Genomic DNA, 17,553 nt, shown 5'->3' with positions numbered 1-17,553 from the left:
AATTAGCTAATTTTGATAGACTCATTAAAAAATGAATATGAAGATATTATTAAAAATTCTATTGTTACTGGTCTTAATTCTATGGGCTATTGGAGCGTACTTTTACACCTTGAACGATGATAAAAGCGCAAAGTTTATTGGTTTTGGCGTAATTACTTTAACCTTTGTATTGATGCCCTTATTTATTTACCACAGATATAAAGACAAAGATTTAACCAAGTATTCTTTAAAACACAATGATCCTGATGCTAGTAAAATTGAAGATTAATTTAAGTCTCTTCTAGACAAAAAGAAATCTTTTAACAACTTACTACACTCTTCTTCTCTAATTCCAGAAACTACTTTTGTTTTAGGATGTAGCAAAGTATTTAATTTTGAGTAACCTCTTTGTACATCAGAAGCACCGTAAACAATTTTGCCTATTTGTGTCCAATAACTAGCACCAGCACACATTTGACAAGGCTCTAAGGTTACATATAAAGTACAATCTTGTAAATATTTTCCTCCTAAAAAATTAGCTGCGGCAGTAAAAGCTTGCATTTCGGCATGAGCCGTAACATCATTTAATTGCTCTGTTAAATTATGTCCCCTAGCAATAATTTGATTATTCATTACAATCACAGCCCCAACAGGAACCTCTCCTTTATCATAAGCTTCATAAGCTTCATCTAAAGCTTTTTTCATGTAATAATCATCGTCAAAAGGATCTATCATAAAATATCATTAATACAATTAAAAAAAAGGCTTACAAAATTGTAAGCCTAAATATAAATTATTTTAGATAATAACTATCATTGATTTCTTGTAAAAACATCAGTCCAAGTACCATGTTCATCAGTTCCAGAAACGCGCAGTTCGTTTGCAGTAACTTCAACAGTTACTTCATCTGTTTCTCCTCCAGAAAATATTAAGTATAACTTATTACCAACTCTTTTATAAGCTCCCAAACTTTCTTCATCTACAACACAGTCTTGAGCATTCCCATCATAGTCATATTCTATAGACACTACTTTTTTATTATCAAATTTTAACTCCATAGGACACTCTAAATTACTATTTTCATTTCCATTGTTAATCTCACTTGTTTGAGTCCAATAACCCACAAGAGAAAACCCTCCTTCTGGAACATCTTCTTTTTCGTCAGTATCTGGATTAATGTCATCTACATCTGATGGAATTTCAGTTTCACTAGGAAAATTACTGATGTCATTTTCATTGTCATCATCGCTGTTATTACATGCTACTGAAGTTATAATAGCAAAAACAACAATAAAAATTTTTAATAATTTCATTTCTTTTTTCATAATTGCATTTTTTTTAATTAATAATTACAAAAATAAAAAAAACTACTAAAACTTAAAAGTATCACAATCTTAAATACATACTCTAAACAAGCATAATTGGAGATAGTTTCTTAATTGGAAGAGCAATAAAATATGTACTTTTGCTTAGTGAAAAGAGATATATTAAAGCATATAAATTCCTCTAAAGACCTAAAAAATCTTTCTATTCCTGAACTAGAACAACTAGCTCATGAATTAAGGGCATTTATCATTAATATAGTAGCTACCAAAGAAGGCCACTTAGGGGCGAGTCTTGGTGTAGTAGAGTTAACCATTGCCATTCACTATATATTTAACACGCCTAAAGACAAATTGATTTGGGATGTTGGTCACCAAGCATACGGACATAAAATATTAACTGGCAGAAGAGATGTTTTTGACACGAATAGAAGATTAAACGGAATTTCTGGTTTCCCAAATATTTTTGAAAGCGAATATGATGCTTTTGGTACAGGACATTCTTCAACTTCAATATCAGCAGCTTTGGGAATGGCCATGGCAGCACAAATTCAAGGAGACAAAAAACAACAACATATTGCTGTAATTGGCGATGCTTCTATAGCTTCTGGAATGGCTTTTGAAGCCTTAAACCATGCTGGCGTTACCAATGCCAATCTTTTAGTTATTTTAAACGATAATGCTATTGGAATTGACCCAAGCATAGGTGCTTTAAAAGATTATTTAACCCAAACCAAACTTGACCATAAACCTGAACGAGACAATATTTTTGAAGCTTTAAATTTTGATTATTCTGGTCCCATTGACGGACACGATTTACCTAATTTGATTCATGAATTAGAAAGATTAAAAAATGTAGAAGGCCCTAAATTTTTACATATTGTCACCACCAAAGGAAAAGGGTTAAAAAAAGCAGAAGAAGATCAGATTACTTATCATGCTCCAGGAAAATTTAATGCTCAAACTGGAGATAGAATTACATCAAAAGATAACATTACCCCTCCTAAATATCAAGATGTATTTGGACACACCATTATAGAATTAGCAGAACAAAACCCTAAAATTGTAGGAATTACTCCAGCAATGCCCACAGGAAGTTCGCTAAAATACATGATTGCCCAAATGCCCGATAGAGCTTTTGATGTAGGAATTGCAGAACAACATGCAGTTACTTTAGCTGCTGGTATGGCAAAACAAGGATTGGTTCCTTTTTGTAATATTTATTCAACATTTTTACAAAGAGCATACGACCAAGTTATTCACGATGTGGCCATTCAAAAACTTCCAGTTATTTTTTGTTTAGACAGAGCTGGATTGGTAGGGAATGATGGAGCTACACATCATGGCGTATATGATATTGCTTTTTTACGATGTATTCCAAACATCATCCTTTACGCTCCTATGAACGAAGTAGATTTAAGGAACATTATGTATACTGCTCAAAAGGGACTAAACAATCCTATTGCTATTCGCTATCCAAGAGGATTAAGCGAAAATGTAAATTGGAAACAACCTTTTAAAGATATAGAAATAGGTAAAGGACGTGTATTAAAGGAAGGTGATAAGACTGCTATTTTGAGTATTGGTACCATCGGTAATATTGTTAACTTTGCCATTGATCAATTGCCACAAAAAGAAAAAGACAATGTTGGGCATTACAATATGCAGTTTATTAAACCGTTAGATCAAAAACTGTTACATGTAGTTTTTTCAACATACAATACCATTATCACTTATGAAGACGGAAGTATTCATGGAGGTTTTGGTTCTGCAATTTTAGAATTTGCAGCCCAACATGATTACCATTTAAAAATAATAATTAAGGGAATACCTGATGATTTTATTGAGCATGGAAAAACACAGGAGTTAAAAGCAATTGTAAATATTGATCAAGACTCGATATATGATACAATTTTATCAACATTATAATGGCATATTTTTTGACACATTCTTATGATAAAAAAAAACTTATGGGTCGTTTATTAATGATTCTAATCTTCTGTATTTATAGCAATTACAGCCATGCTTCTATAACTCGCATGGACACTATACCTACACCCGAAAGTATTGCCAAACTTAAAAACAAAATCAATAAAGTATTTCACAAATCAAATAAAGATACCATAGCTAACAAAAATGCTTCACCTAAAAAAGATAGTATTAATGATATTTTAAAAGAAAGCTCAAAACCACAATATTGGACTATTACCAATAAACCGGGGATCTTATTAACACAAACATCTTTTGTAAACTGGACTAAAGGAGGAAACAATAGTATTGCAGGAATTACCTCTTTTAGAGGTGATTATGATTATAAAAAAGGAAGGTTTTTTTGGACCAATGACCTGAACTTAAAATATGGTTTAAGTAAAGAAAACGGAGCTGAACACGCTAAAAAAACCGATGATGTTATAGATATAAAGTCATCCGTAAGTTATAAGTCTAGTATTGAATCTAAATGGTATTATTCAGGAGAATTTAACCTAACTACTCAGTTTTTTGAAGGTTATAAAGGAAATGATAGAGAAACCGTTATTTCTAACTTTTTTGCACCTGCCCGTATGCGTTTAGGGGTTGGGGGACTTTATACTGATAATGACAATTTTTTTAAGCTACATATTTCTCCATTAACCAATCAGGTAACTTTTGTAATGAATCAAACCCTAGCCAATAAAGGTGCGTTTGGAGTTACTCCTGCTGTTAAAGACGAGAATGGAAATATTATTAAAAAAGGAGAAAACATATATTCTGAACTTGGTGCTTTGGTTCGTATAGAATACAAAACTACCATTATGGAAAACATCAATTTTAACCTTAAAAGCTCATTCTATTCAGATTATATAGATAAGTTTGGAAATGTGGATACAGAAATTGAATTAAACGTAGACATGAAGGTAAATCAATACATTCAAGCAAAAATTGGCTCACACCTTTTATATGATGATGACTCTAAAATATTAGAATCAGATGGAACACAAGTAGGTCCTAAAGTACAGTTAAAACAAATATTAGGTGTTGGTGTTACTTATATTTTTTAATTGACTACAATTACTTTTTTAGTCATACGTTTGTTTCCGTAAGTTAAGTTCACAATATAAACTCCAGGCTGTAATGAAACGTCTAAACTATGACTATTTTCTAACCTAAAGTCTAAAGCTTTGGCTAGCATTAAAACACCACTTGCGTTATATACAGAAACATTTACTGTCTCATTTACACTAGATAGTTTTTTAATCTCAATAGTTTTATTGTCTACTACAGCATTAATTTCAAAGTCCCTTGTCGTTACAGTATTTTTTGGAGTACTTAATTCATTACTAACAAACTTACCTGTAAAAAATCCTCTTCCGTAAGTAGAAGCGATTACTGTATTATCAGCTGTTCTTAACTCTAATTGAGTTACTTTAACACTAGACATCCCATTTTGAGATTGAACCCAATTAGGATTCTCGCTAGTAAAGTTTGCTGTTTTCCAAACTCCAAAATTGGTTCCTACTATTACTTCATCTTTATCCAAGGGATTGATTAAAATTGTTTTGGTTGGAATATCTGGTAAATCACCATCTTTTACACTCCAATTTGCACCTCCATCTACAGTGTAATATATGTTGTTAACTCCATAATTATGTAATGTAACCACAATTTCGTTTTCATTACTCCCAAAAGAAATATCAGAAACAGCTCCTGTATTTATCTCATTAGAAACATCAATCTTAGTCCACACTGGATTATCGGTATTAAAAGCGGTTACTTTTAACATTGTTCCAGTTTCTGTTCCAATAAAAACTGTTGATGACGATGTGGTAAATGGAGATACTTTAATTGCTGTTGGAGGTTCAAAAAGCAATGGATTAGTAAAATTCTGTCTTACAGGTACTGTTGTTAAATTTTTAAATCGTGATATTTTCTCTGTAACATTATTAGTTCCATAACCTGTAGTTCCATCAGTAAAAAGAATATCTAAATTGTGATCTAAATCAGCAATATTGATAAAAGCACCACTATGTTGGTCATTTTCAATTTCTATTTGTTGACTAAGACTTACAAATGGCAATGGTTGAGTCGCATAGGTATTATGTACATAAGAGATAACTGCATAATCTCCATCTTTATCAATAAAAGCTTGAGCCCCATCCCCTCCGTACAAATCACTAAAAGAATTGATCCCCATACCAGCTCCTGAAACAAATAACGACCCATTATCTTGAGCTCCTCCTAAAAAGGTTTCGTTATTTTTATCTTGACCAATGGCAGCAGAATAAAACTGAGTTACATTGTAATTTTTATTTCTACCTGCTATGGCAATAGTACTGTTCCCTGAACCACTTAAATTAGTACCGTAGTATACACCTCCATCATTTCCAAACACAGCCACATTACTACTTAAAGGGCTATAACTCATTACATGTTGATCTGCGTGTACTTTAGAAACATTAAGATTACTTAAATTATTGTTATTAGACCACTTAGAAATTTGAGTCCAACTTGCACCTGCATTAGACGATCTAAACAAATTTATACCTCCTGCATACACAATATCATCATCATTCGGATCTACCTCTATTACTAAATCATAAAAAGCTTGACCTCTAGTAAAATCATTAGCATCAATATCAGTATCTGCGTCATTTGGTTTTGCAATGGCTACAAAATTTGAAGCATTTACGGTTTTTACTAATTCTACACCTCCCGCTACTTCTGCTAACGCATAAACCACATTGGCATCTTGTTTAGATACCGATAACTCTACCCTATCTCCAGTATTAAAAGAGTATTTTTCAACAAAATTAGATCCATCAACGCTTCTAAATATTTTTCCACCACCATGCCCGTAAACATTATTTTTGGTGGCGAACCACATTGAATTGTCAGCAGCAATTTCAACATCACTAAAAACATAAGGAGTGTTATTAGATGTATTAAATATAACTTGATTAAGCACATCATTCGTATATTTCCACCAACCAGATAATCCATGACCTACAAAATCATAATCATATGCTCCATCCATTGCTATATATAGCTCGGTAGTTCCTTGATTATTTCTTGCAATAATTTTATTAATAAAATAATGTCTTCCTGTTTCATCTTGATTAAAGTCTACAGAAGTTAACTGATTCCATGTAGCCCCTCCATTGGTTGTTCTCCACAATCCGTTACCAGTACCAGTATTAGAAGTGTAACTTTCACCGGTACCCACATACCAAATATTTGAATTGTTAGGGTCTATAGCATAACAAGAAACCGATAAGTTTTCGTCAATTCCAACCTGAGTCCAAAGTGAATTTTCATCAGTAATATCATTATTTACCCATAATCCACCAGAAACTCCCCCTGCAAAAACTCTTTTAGCTGTTACATCATTAGGATCAAAAAATAAAACTCTGGTTCTTCCTCCAATATTATCAGGCCCTCTTTCTAACCAAGCCATTTCGTTGCTTTCTCCAGGCACCTTAAAGAACTTTACTTGAGATTTTTGTTGTTTTTTTAGCTTCTCAATATTTTCTGGATGTGTTTTACCTGTTCTAGGGTTCATCTCCAATAAATATTGTCTTTTAAAATATTTATCTGGTGGCAATTCTCCTTCACCCTCTGCCTCACCATCACGATTAAATAAGCCATCTGCTTCTTTATTATTAGAATATTCTGCTATCATTTTAGCATATTCAGCACGACTAACATGGTTATAATCATATACTAACACTGTAATTCCTGCAAAAACAATAACTGATAAAAATAAATAGAAGGCTCTTTTCCTCATGATTCATAAAATTTACAGGAAGATAAACATTTTTTTTATGACATCATTACTCCACTAATTTTTTTATGGACTAAAATGGCATAACTATCTGACATTCCTGCAACATAAGAACACACACTCATGATTCTTGTATACAAACTATCTGATTGATTTTTAAACTCCTGAGGCAACATCATTAAGGTTAGTTTATCGTAATTAGAAGCTTTACCCAAATAAGAATTGTTAACAGCATTGATGAAAACATCTAACAAATCTGAGATGATTTTATACCCTGCAACTTCTTTTTCTATTACACTTCTACTATGATAAATTTTATCAACACTTAACTTAATGATATCATTTATTTGAGCTTCGTATTTACATCTATCTAATAAAGATTTTTCAAAAGTACCTTCTAAAATACTTTCTTCATTTTCTATAAAAATTCTAACCGCCTCATTAATTAAAGCACTAATTGCTAAGGCACGTAAATAACTCACCCTGTCTTTTTTAAGCTTTAAAGAATGATATTTATTGATATCAATTTTATCTTGAACCAACTTAATCATGTATTCTAAAGCAAATTCTTCATCTACCAAACCAAGATTAATTCCATCTTCAAAATCAATAATGGTATAACAAATATCATCAGCAGCCTCTACTAAATAAGCCAAAGGATGTCTGTAATAAGTAACATCATCTCCAGTTCTCATGGCTTTTAAACCCAATGTTTCGGCAACATCAACAAACTTTTCTTTTTCGGATTGAAAGAAACCAAACTTTTTATCTACAATATGCTTAGTAGCCTTTTTTGGTAAGGATTCTTTTGGATATTTCATAAAAGCTCCTAAAGTTGCATAAGACAACCTTAGACCATCTTTTACCCCTAAACCATCTTGAGTTAAAATTTTAAATCCGTTGGCATTTCCTTCAAAATCAATTAAATCTTGCCATTCTTTTTCGCTTAATTCAGCCTTAAATGCTTGACCATTTCCCGAATTAAAATATTCTCCAATAGATTTTTCACCACTATGTCCAAAAGGAGGATTTCCAATATCATGAGACAATGCTGCTGCTGCTACAATTGCACCAAAATCATTAAAAGTATATCCTAATTCTTTTAAATAAGGATGTTTTTCTAACAATTGTTTTCCTACAATTCTACCTAAAGAACGCCCAACTACAGAAACTTCCATACTATGCGTTAACCTTGTGTGTACAAAATCGGTATCGGAAAGTGGAATTACTTGTGTTTTATCTTGTAAACTTCTAAATGCTGATGAGAATACAATTCTATCAAAATCTACTTCAAAACCTAATCTGGTTTCATCTTGATCTTTTCTAAAACGTCCATCTTTATCGCCTGCTCTTTTAAGAGATAATAATTGTTCCCAGTGCATATTTAAAATTTATACGAAAGCCCTACAACTGCTTGTACGCCTTGAACTCCGTAGTTTCTATATAATTGATATTTGTTGCTTAACATGTTATATAAATTTACATGCGCATTTAATTTTTGATTGATTTTATAACCTAATTTTAGGTTCATATCTAAAAATCCATCTAGCTTTTTTGCTTCATTTGTAGTAGTCATTGAATACCTACCATCTACAATATTAATTCCAAATTGAGAAAAGAATTTATCTTGATGATAGTTTAAATAGGTTTCCATTTCTATACCAGACATATTCCATGCTTTTTCTTGATTTTTAGGATCAAAGGTATTAAACACTACATTTCCACCTGCTTTAACATATTTAGAAAAATCAACTTCTACATTGGCTTTTACCGATAAAATATTTAAATCATCGTACACTACTTTAAAACTATTCCCCATGGTAAAAGCTTGATCTAACACAGCAGGTTGAGCATTATGAAGGTATAAAGCCTGATTTTTAATTGTCTGATAACTTCCCTCTAAACCATATCTAATACTTTTAGACAAAGCACCATCTAATCCTAAAAATAAATCTACAGGAGTATAACTAGTTTCTACATTTAATGTTGGCGATACAAATGGATTTTCTGCAGCCAAACTAGCATAAGAATTTTGAGTCATTTTACTTCTAATCCCTCCATGTAAATTCATAATATCTTGCACCAAAATAACATCTGCTTGTACTTTTGGTAAGGCTAAAAACTTTGCACTAGAAGCTTCTTTATTATTATTTACAAACAATCCTAAAGCTGTGGTTAACCTAAAAACATCGGTTTTATAAGTATAAGATGGTGTTACTCCTATATTTAAAAAACTGTAGTTTATATTATCTATACTTTCATAACTCTGGTTAAAACTTCCGTTTAAATACTGAAAATCAATCTTTGCTTTGATAATATCTCCTAACAAACTTGGACTTAATTCTGTTCCAAAATTGATGTTAACTTCTGAGCTACTATAATCATCAGAAAAAAACTGAAGAGAAGGTGTTAAGGTTTTTACAAAAGAATTTTTATAATCTATGGTTCCAGAAAACTTTAAATCCTTATAAGATTGTTGCACATTTTGATCTTGATAAGTTGCTGATGGAATATTTGCATCTAACCCATACCAATGCACCATGTGATTTTGATAATCTACATCGGCTCTCCAATCTAAATTTTTTCCTTTTTTGGTTAAGAACAAACCTAAATCTATTTTCCACTGTCCGTTATCAACTTTTTTATTGTCAATTCCGTTTTGTGAGTTATAACTAGTTAAACTTAAGCCATACTCATAATCTTTTTTGGTTTTTTGAGGCTGTAACAACAACTCAAACTCTCCATTTCCATAAAAACCAGCTGCTCCATAAATGTAGTTGTAATAGTTTACCGGTTTAGGCTCATCAATATTTACGTACACTACTTTTTTTGCAATAGGCACAAAATCCGAAGGAACTCCTTTAGAATTAATTTGATAGGTTAATTGTTTTTTAGGAAAACTCTCTGCCTCATTTGGAGAAGTTTTAAGTTTAAAAACATCGGAAAGTGTTGGGTTAAAAGAAAACTCCACCACTACATCTTCTTTTTTTATGTCTTCTTGTTCTTTTTGTGCGTAAGTAGTAAACGCAGTTGCAAACAAGCTAAGTATTATTAATTGTTTCTTCATCTTACATTTCATTTACAGCTTCTAAAATCAGTTCGTCTTCTTTTACACTCTTACCTTCAACTGTATTTGTTGTTACTTTTTCTTGGGCTTCTTTTCCTTTGTATTCTTTTAACAAAATATTAGCCTCTTCCATTACATCTTTAAATTCACCCGCGTTTTTAAGAACGTTATTTAAAATAAAGTTTGCCTGAAAATCATCGTTTAAAGCATGAAAGTTTTTAGCCATTAACAACAATCCTTTTACTCCCCAATATTTATATCCTTGGAATTTACTAGCCAACAATTGTACTTGTTCGTTAGATTTTTCATAGGCTTTATCTTGATGTAACCACAAAGCTTTATAATAATTTGCTTCGGCTTTTACGTTTCCTTTACCAATGGTTTCTAATTTTTGATAATAGGTTTTTGCAGTAGCAAATTCTTTTAACGCAACCGAACTTCTTGCTCCGTATACATAAGCATCGGCTACGGCATCTTCGGAGCTTTTATTATTTTTTAGAACCAAATTAGTGTATGCTAAAGCTTGCTTGTAATTTTGTTTTTGATAATAATATTTCATCAAATTACTTTGTGCATATACTTTACTTTGTGCGTTAGTAGCCTCATTTTCTATTCTTAACAACAACTCACTAGCAGCGTCCCAATTTTCGTTTTCTAAATAAATTTGAGACAATTTGTTTAGTGCCACCTCTGTATATTCATTCGTATTTACTTTTAATACTTCTTGATATTCTGGCACTGCATTTTCTTTGGCATCGGTATTAAAATACGACTGTGCTAAATAAAAATGAGCCGTTAAAGCATGAATTCCATTTGGGAAATTGATTAAATATTTTTTACAACTAGAAATAGCCTCTTTTAATTCATTTGCAAAATATTTATTCTCGGCAACCTCAAACATAGATTTATCAATATCGGCATCAGAAATATTCATAAACTCCAACTGAGTTGCCCATTTTGCATATACATCTACCTGGTCCATATCTTTATAAACTTGCTCAGCCATTTTTACTGCTTGTACAGCTTCAGCAGTTCCAGGATAATCGGCAACCAATTGTTTAAAAACTTTTACAGCACCTTGGTTATTATTAGAATTAAATAAAATAATTCCCGTTTTTAATTTGGCTTTAGATACCAACGGACTTTTAGGAAACTTATAAATTAAATCATCATAAGCTGCTAAAGCCTCTTTATTTTGACTTTTATTCGCATATAAATTTCCAAGTTCGTAATACGATTTATCTAAATAAGGCGAAGTTTTAAACTGACTTTGTAAAGTTTTTAACGTTTCTTTTTTCTGATCATCTTTACCTAAAAATCCATAAGACAATGCTTTTTGATACATAGCGTAGTCTACCTGATTTTTATTTTCTTTGATGATTTTATTATAATTTTCTAAAGCACTCCAATACGTTTTGTTTACAAAATGACAATCTGCAATACGCAATTCTGCGTTTCTTTTTTTAGCATCATCATTGGCTACATCAAGATATTTTTGAAAATATGTTAAAGCGTTTTTATACTTTTTTTGTTGGAACAAACTGTAAGCCAAACCATATAAACCATCAGGATATTCACTAACAGATTCTGACACTGGGTTTTTTACAAACATTTCATATTCATAAGCAGCATCTTTAAAATTGTACATTTCAGACAAACTTTCTGCCATCCAAAATAAAGCTCTTTGCTTGGTTTGTTTGTTGTTATACATGTTTGCTGCTTTGCCAAAAACAAACAGAGCCTCTTTGTATTGATGAGCTGTAAACAACTCAAAACCTCTCTGTAATAAGATTTGTTGATATTGCTCATCTTTCACCAACTTTTGAGTATCATAATAATCAAGAGCTCCCTCGTAATCTTTAAATTGTAAATAAGCACTTACAATTAACCCTTCTATTAATGCTGCCGATGGAGCGTTTGGATAATCATCAACAAAAGCTTGTAAAACCTCTGAACTACTTTCATATGGGTTTCCAATTTCATAACTCAACTTGGCATAATTTAAAAAGGCATCTTGTTGAATTTCTGCATTAAAAGTCATTTCTGACGCATTCTTAAATGCATTTAAAGCTTGAGTTTTTTGATTTAATTTTAAATAACAATCTCCTAAATGATAATGTGCATTTTGAGAAACTGTATTTTTTTCATCCGTAATTTTGTTAAAGTTTTCAATAGCTTGCTTGTAATCTTTTAATTGATAATAAGCGTATCCTAAAAAGTAATAATCTGCTTCAGATAATTTTTTATGCCTACCTCTATACTTTACCAAATAAGGAATTGCTTCTTTATAATTCTTTAAATAAAAATAACTTTCCCCAATAATTTTAGAGATTTCTGACTGCTCTAACAAGCCATTTACTTTAGGATAATAAGCCTCTCCTAAACTTACTACTTGATGATATTGTTTTTGATGATATAAAATCACCAATTTTTGATAAGTAATTTCTTTGTGATATTTAGCCTCACCTTCAATAAGATTAAAATGATACAAAGCAGTATCATAATCTTTATTTTCCATGGCAATGTTTCCTAAATAATAGTGTGCTTCTTTTTGATAAGCACCACTTTTAGAAATAGGCAACAAATATTGCTTTGCTTTTGTATAATTTTTTTGAGTGTAATTGGCAAAGGCCAACTTATAATTATAGTTATTCTCTTGCTCGTCTGTCAACAATTTAACATCTAATTGCTGAAACCAATCCAAAGCTTTTTTATGATCATTTTTTTGAAAATAATAATTAGACAAAGCTAAAATCAAATCTGTTTTTTGACTTGTAAAAGGATTTGAATTCAGATATTTTTCTGTTTCCACTCCTGCATTAGGTTCATTCAACGCCAAGTTGGTTAGCATTTGATATATTTGAACCGAAGATTCTTTATAATCTTCTAACACTACCTTTTGTAAATATTCTTTGGCCAAAGAGTATTCTTCTTTATCAAAAGCCAAGATTGCTTTAGAATACCACTTTATTGATGGGTTTTCTTTATAACTATTTTGAGCCATTAATGCACCCGAACTAAACAGCACTACACTAAGGATTCTCACAAATTGTTTCTTCATAAATTTTCTCTATTTATTCAAAGATTAAAAATAAATAATCTACCTCTTAATTAACGTTATAGAACCGTATTTATTTGAAAAACCGCAAAACTAAATTAAGACCTTGTTAAAAGCTTGTTTATTTTAAGATTCCCCAATTTTTAAATATGTTTGTATAAAACAATCATCACATGTCTCAACCTGTTTTATATTTAAAAAACGCCAATATTTTTCAAGACAATATTTTAATTCTTAAGAATTTAGACTTTGAAATTAACAAAGGAGAATTCTTTTACTTGATTGGAAAAACAGGAAGCGGAAAAAGTAGTTTGTTAAAAATACTTTATGGTGATTTACCTCTTATTGATGGTGTTGGTGAAGTTGTAGATTATGATTTACCTAGTTTAAAAGAAAAACAAATTCCGTTTTTAAGACGTAAGATTGGAATTGTTTTTCAAGATTTTAAATTGCTTAACGATAGAACCATTAACGAAAATTTATTATTTGTTTTAAAAGCCACTGGTTGGAAAAACAAAGATGAAATGCAAAGCAAAATAAACGAAGTTTTAACCAAAGTAGGTTTACAAGACAAAGGTTACAAAATGCCTTTTCAACTTTCTGGTGGAGAACAGCAAAGAATTGCCATTGCCAGAGCATTGCTAAATGATCCTGAATTAATTATTGCCGATGAACCTACAGGAAATTTAGACCCTAAAACTTCTATGGAAGTGATGGCTTTATTAAACGAAATTCATAAAAGCGGAAAAACTATTTTAATGGCCACTCATGATTATTCTTTAATTTTAAAGTACCCACAACGTACTTTTAAAGTGGAAAATGGAGAAGTTTTTGAGGTTGTGCATCAACAGTAGATTAATCCAATAAATCTACTATTTTTTGGGCATTGACTTTTACATCAAAAGGTTGCATTAATTCTTTTCTCATTTCTCTATCATTTTCTGTAAACGAAAGATTCATCAGTTGATTGATTTGATGTAAAACTTCTTGTTTTGAATTTGCTACTACACATAAATCAGACAAACCAGATCCATCAATCATTAAATCATTAACTATTACAAATCTACTTTTAGCCAGTGCATTTAGTAATTTAAGCTTGATTCCTGTGGCCTGATAAGTAAACAATAAATTTACTTTTGCCTTAAGCAGCAACTCCTCTAAAACATTCTCTTTCTCTAAAGTATCTATCACTATATTGTGATGATCTTTACATTGCTGTTTTATAATTTCTGGCAAAAAACTACTTGCTATAATAAGTTTATATTGAGTATTTTTTACAACATCTATTGCAAACAAAGCAGATTTTATGTTATCGCTCACCCTTAAATCACCATGCCATAAAACATAGTTTTCTTGCGGAAGTAAATCCTTAAAATTTAAATCTGAAAAAACAGGAAGATAAGTAGATTTAGTCCTAAAAACATTCGAAAAGTATTTTTGTTCTGCTAAAGAAATACTAAACAAATGTTCTGCATTTTTTAAAACAGCTTGATATTTTCTTAGTCTTAAAGCTTCTATTTTAAAAAATAATTTCTTCCATAATTTGGTTTCACTTTTAGCCAAACCATTATAATAATGATGTTCAATATTATGAAGTCTAACTATTTTTTTCAGGTTCTTAAAAGCTTTGTCTTTTAATAAAAACGTGGTGTGTAACCCCTCAAAGAGTATGGCAGAATTAGCTGCCAATAAACGTTTTTTTAAAAGTGCATTTTCTCTAGTTTTTACAATAAAAGGAAGTATTGAAAACTGTAATTTAAAAGAAACTTTTCTTTTATAGTAGTAAACCTCATCACAGTATTTATTTAACTCTTTTTGCTCCCCTCTTCCATATTCAAACGTGTGTAAAACAATTTTCACCCCTAATTCTTTTAGAGCTTTTAACTTATAAAAAACATCTACAACCCCACCATAATTTGGTGGATAAGGAACATCAAAGGAAACTATATGAATTCTTTTACTCATAATCTTAAAGCTCAGAATTTTTCATCAAACCTACTACTTCTTTGTAAACCTTTTGCCAGTTTTTCCATATTCCTGTTTCGGATAGTGAAGAATTATGCCAAAGAGAAACAAACAAACCATTTACTTTTTTTACCTCAACAATTAAATCTTTTACCTCTTTAATTGCTTGCTCCGGTTCAAGTTCTAAGTACTGATTTAAGGTTCCATCCATTACCTGAAAGGGCACTAGCCAAAGTGGTCTTTGCTGCTCTCTATGTAAATTATAAAACGGATACACATTGCAAATACCAGCCCTAAACCCAACTTGAGAAGCAAACCCCAAGGTATAATCATTAGTAATTCCTTGATTGATTAAAGACTCATAAGTAGATGGAAAACTCATTTTTAAAAAATGCTGTCTGCTTATTGTTACTTTTTTTTCTAAAACTTTCTCTAATCTTTTTATTTCAACTGGGAGTAAGTCAGAATTTTTATTTGACTGATAAGAGGGATGTATTCCTACTTCGTGCTCTCTAGCCAATCTTAAGATCAATTTTTTTAATCCCTTTTTAGCATGATGAATATTGGTGTCATATGCTCCTCTATTCCCTAATAAAAAGAAGTAATGGGTTTTAATATTCTTAGAACAATCCGAAATAAAATCATAAGCATCAAAAGGATCTTTTTGGGACATTAAAAAAGTCTTTCTCTGTTTTATTTCTTCTTTATTTCTACTAAAAATGGCTTTGGCAAAACCTCCCCAAAACCTAACCAATCCTTTTGATTTATAGGAGTAAGCTACATCAATATCTAATGTATTGATAAAGTTTGTGTTTTTTACAGGGAAAACAATTTTTGGAAACAACTTGGTCAGTTTATTTTGCAATACTATGACCCACAAATTAACCACTGGCTTTTTTAAAAAATCGTTTTTAAATGCTAAGCTATTTTCCGCAGGAAAACGTTCGTGAATATCTGGCTTAAAAGATAAATACTCTTCGTACCTAGACACCATATAAAAAGTAGCAGCAAAAATATCATGTGATAAATCTCCATTGGTTTTAAAGAAAAAAGGAATTTCATCAATCCAATCTACTTGGATCTCTTGTTCTTTAATTTCTTTTTCAAACAATAAGTTTGAGGGAATAATCTGCAAAGAATCATCGCAGCTTTGAGTTGAGTAATTTATTTTTGGGTTGATGGATTTTTTAAAATCTTCAAGATTATTTGTCAGTTGATAATCTATTCCACACACATATTTAAACATTACATTTAAAGTGTATACTAGCCTATATGAAAGAATGTCTGAATAAATGATAATCATAAAAACTTGCTATAAACCTGTTTGATAACTTCTGACTCTTTTTCCCAATTTAAATCAATTTTAGCTTTTTTTATAGACAACAAGTAACTCTCTTTTTTATTTAAAATTTCTTTAATAATTATAGCTATTTTATCTGCACTTCTATCATTTATTACTTCACCTATTTTATACTCTTCTACAACCCATTTCATTTCAGGCAAATTAGATACTAAACATGGAATCTCTGCATTAACATAATCAAAAATTTTATTTGGCAACGCATATCTATAATTTAACCCAAGATCCTCTTCCAAGGAAAACCCTAAATTAAAAACAGGTGTTATTTTTTTTAAGATTTCAGACGGAACCTTTCCATAAAAAAAAATTTTATCTTTTAGCCCCTCTCTTTCTACTCTATTAATAATTTCATCGGAAATATCTCCATCTCCGACAATACACAATACTGTGTTTTCTAATAACAAAACAGCATCAATCATCAAGTTAATTCCTCTACCAATATTAACAGCTCCTTGATAAATAACAGCTTGTTTTCCTTTAACAAATCTTAAAATATCATTAGGTGGTTTCTCAATATTTTCAACTCCTAAACAAGGAACATTCTTAAGAACATTTACTTTTATATTGTATTTTTTAGCATAGTAATTAGCAATTGAATTACTTACGACAAAAACATCTTTTAACTTAGGAAAAATAAAGGATTCTATGCCTAACCAAATTTTTTGAACTGTTGGTCTATGAATTAATTCTGGTACCTCTGTATATAATTCATGGCTATCATAAACAATAGGTTTGTTGCAAATTTTAGAGGCTAAAAAATTAGACAATAAAGTATCTAAATCATTAGATAAAAAGACATCTTTTTTAGTAAAGAGCAATAACCAAAATAATCTAAAATTGTACTCTGCATAAAACAAAGGACCTTTGTTAAATAAAAGTTTAATTCTAGTGGTTTTATAATCTCTATGAATAGGCAAACTATTTTTTAATTTTCTACCTATTAAATGAATATTAAAACCCATCTCTTTCAACGTAGTACAAACTTTATGTACACGTTGATCAATCACTAAATCATTGGTAACAGAAACAACTATTGTTTTCAAG

General features: G+C 30.7%; 13 protein-coding genes. 4 read left to right on the top strand and 9 right to left on the bottom strand.

The annotated features are described in order from the left end of the window. Positions 1-37: 37 nt before the first annotated feature. Complete coding sequence (locus AXE80_RS00165) at positions 38-268, top strand: hypothetical protein (protein ID WP_068823905.1); 231 nt, start codon at positions 38-40, stop codon at positions 266-268. Here AXE80_RS00165 and AXE80_RS00160 read toward each other — a convergent pair. Together AXE80_RS00160 and AXE80_RS00155 are read right to left on the bottom strand one after the other, a co-directional pair. Next, on the bottom strand, positions 265-714 hold the full coding sequence (locus AXE80_RS00160) for a nucleoside deaminase (protein ID WP_068823904.1): 450 nt from the start codon (positions 712-714) through the stop codon (positions 265-267). The genes AXE80_RS00165 and AXE80_RS00160 overlap by 4 nt on opposite strands. A 77-nt stretch (positions 715-791) precedes the next feature. Beyond that, the gene (locus tag AXE80_RS00155) at positions 792-1,304 is read right to left on the bottom strand and encodes a lipocalin-like domain-containing protein (RefSeq protein ID WP_068823903.1); all 513 of its coding nucleotides are present in this window, start codon (positions 1,302-1,304) and stop codon (positions 792-794) included. A 132-nt stretch (positions 1,305-1,436) separates the two neighbouring features. Between AXE80_RS00155 and AXE80_RS00150 the strand changes: the two genes are divergently transcribed. Together AXE80_RS00150 and AXE80_RS00145 are read left to right on the top strand one after the other, a co-directional pair. Then, positions 1,437-3,230 carry a 1-deoxy-D-xylulose-5-phosphate synthase gene (locus tag AXE80_RS00150; RefSeq protein WP_068823902.1) on the top strand — a complete coding sequence of 598 codons (1,794 nt, stop codon included), beginning with the start codon at positions 1,437-1,439 and terminating at the stop codon, positions 3,228-3,230. A gap of 110 nt (positions 3,231-3,340) precedes the next feature. Further along, positions 3,341-4,339: a DUF3078 domain-containing protein gene (locus tag AXE80_RS00145; protein WP_068823901.1), complete on the top strand. Its 999-nt coding sequence runs from the start codon at positions 3,341-3,343 to the stop codon at positions 4,337-4,339. On the opposite strand, the gene AXE80_RS00140 is transcribed toward AXE80_RS00145, so the two are convergent. Genes AXE80_RS00140 through AXE80_RS00125 form a run of 4 tightly spaced genes read right to left on the bottom strand, consistent with a single transcriptional unit; the run spans position 4,336 to position 13,187 of the window. After that, positions 4,336-7,062, bottom strand: a complete 2,727-nt coding sequence (locus tag AXE80_RS00140; RefSeq protein WP_068823900.1) for a T9SS type A sorting domain-containing protein — start codon at positions 7,060-7,062, stop codon at positions 4,336-4,338. The two genes, AXE80_RS00145 and AXE80_RS00140, sit on opposite strands and share 4 nt — an antisense overlap. 35 nt (positions 7,063-7,097) lie before the next feature. Further along, the gene (locus tag AXE80_RS00135) at positions 7,098-8,441 is read right to left on the bottom strand and encodes a deoxyguanosinetriphosphate triphosphohydrolase (protein ID WP_068823899.1); all 1,344 of its coding nucleotides are present in this window, start codon (positions 8,439-8,441) and stop codon (positions 7,098-7,100) included. A gap of 2 nt (positions 8,442-8,443) precedes the next feature. Then, positions 8,444-10,126 (bottom strand): TonB-dependent receptor, encoded by a 1,683-nt coding sequence (locus tag AXE80_RS00130; RefSeq protein ID WP_068823898.1) that lies wholly within the window; start codon positions 10,124-10,126, stop codon positions 8,444-8,446. Between the two features lies 1 nt (position 10,127). Next, positions 10,128-13,187, bottom strand: coding sequence for a tetratricopeptide repeat protein (locus AXE80_RS00125; RefSeq protein WP_068823897.1), 3,060 nt, complete (start codon positions 13,185-13,187; stop codon positions 10,128-10,130). A gap of 170 nt (positions 13,188-13,357) precedes the next feature. On the opposite strand from AXE80_RS00125, the gene AXE80_RS00120 reads away from it, so the two are divergent. Then, complete coding sequence (locus AXE80_RS00120; protein ID WP_068823896.1) at positions 13,358-14,038, top strand: cell division ATP-binding protein FtsE; 681 nt, start codon at positions 13,358-13,360, stop codon at positions 14,036-14,038. A gap of 1 nt (position 14,039) precedes the next feature. On the opposite strand, the gene AXE80_RS00115 is transcribed toward AXE80_RS00120, so the two are convergent. The 3 genes from AXE80_RS00115 to AXE80_RS00105 are packed head-to-tail and all read right to left on the bottom strand — an operon-like array spanning position 14,040 to position 17,552. After that, the gene (locus AXE80_RS00115; RefSeq protein WP_068823895.1) at positions 14,040-15,149 is read right to left on the bottom strand and encodes a hypothetical protein; all 1,110 of its coding nucleotides are present in this window, start codon (positions 15,147-15,149) and stop codon (positions 14,040-14,042) included. Between the two features lie 4 nt (positions 15,150-15,153). Further along, positions 15,154-16,452, bottom strand: a complete 1,299-nt coding sequence (locus tag AXE80_RS00110) for a polysaccharide deacetylase family protein (protein ID WP_068823894.1) — start codon at positions 16,450-16,452, stop codon at positions 15,154-15,156. Next, complete coding sequence (locus AXE80_RS00105; protein WP_083194397.1) at positions 16,449-17,552, bottom strand: glycosyltransferase; 1,104 nt, start codon at positions 17,550-17,552, stop codon at positions 16,449-16,451. Before AXE80_RS00105 ends, AXE80_RS00110 begins: the two co-directional genes overlap by 4 nt. Position 17,553: the final 1 nt, after the last annotated feature.

The organism is Wenyingzhuangia fucanilytica, assembly GCF_001697185.1.
GTDB classification, from domain to species: Bacteria; Bacteroidota; Bacteroidia; order Flavobacteriales; family Flavobacteriaceae; genus Wenyingzhuangia; species Wenyingzhuangia fucanilytica.
This window is presented reverse-complemented; position numbering and strand designations above follow the sequence as displayed.

What these genes read in the sequence shown, in the direction of transcription:
- AXE80_RS00165 (WP_068823905.1), top strand. Translation starts at nt 38, where the DNA reads ATGAAGATATTATTAAAAATTCTATTGTTACTGGTCTTAATTCTATGG.
- AXE80_RS00160 (WP_068823904.1), bottom strand. Translation starts at nt 714, where the DNA reads ATGATAGATCCTTTTGACGATGATTATTACATGAAAAAAGCTTTAGAT.
- AXE80_RS00155 (WP_068823903.1), bottom strand. Translation starts at nt 1,304, where the DNA reads ATGAAAAAAGAAATGAAATTATTAAAAATTTTTATTGTTGTTTTTGCT.
- AXE80_RS00150 (WP_068823902.1), top strand. Translation starts at nt 1,437, where the DNA reads ATGTACTTTTGCTTAGTGAAAAGAGATATATTAAAGCATATAAATTCC.
- AXE80_RS00145 (WP_068823901.1), top strand. Translation starts at nt 3,341, where the DNA reads ATGGACACTATACCTACACCCGAAAGTATTGCCAAACTTAAAAACAAA.
- AXE80_RS00140 (WP_068823900.1), bottom strand. Translation starts at nt 7,062, where the DNA reads ATGAGGAAAAGAGCCTTCTATTTATTTTTATCAGTTATTGTTTTTGCA.
- AXE80_RS00135 (WP_068823899.1), bottom strand. Translation starts at nt 8,441, where the DNA reads ATGCACTGGGAACAATTATTATCTCTTAAAAGAGCAGGCGATAAAGAT.
- AXE80_RS00130 (WP_068823898.1), bottom strand. Translation starts at nt 10,126, where the DNA reads ATGAAGAAACAATTAATAATACTTAGCTTGTTTGCAACTGCGTTTACT.
- AXE80_RS00125 (WP_068823897.1), bottom strand. Translation starts at nt 13,187, where the DNA reads ATGAAGAAACAATTTGTGAGAATCCTTAGTGTAGTGCTGTTTAGTTCG.
- AXE80_RS00120 (WP_068823896.1), top strand. Translation starts at nt 13,358, where the DNA reads ATGTCTCAACCTGTTTTATATTTAAAAAACGCCAATATTTTTCAAGAC.
- AXE80_RS00115 (WP_068823895.1), bottom strand. Translation starts at nt 15,149, where the DNA reads ATGAGTAAAAGAATTCATATAGTTTCCTTTGATGTTCCTTATCCACCA.
- AXE80_RS00110 (WP_068823894.1), bottom strand. Translation starts at nt 16,452, where the DNA reads ATGATTATCATTTATTCAGACATTCTTTCATATAGGCTAGTATACACT.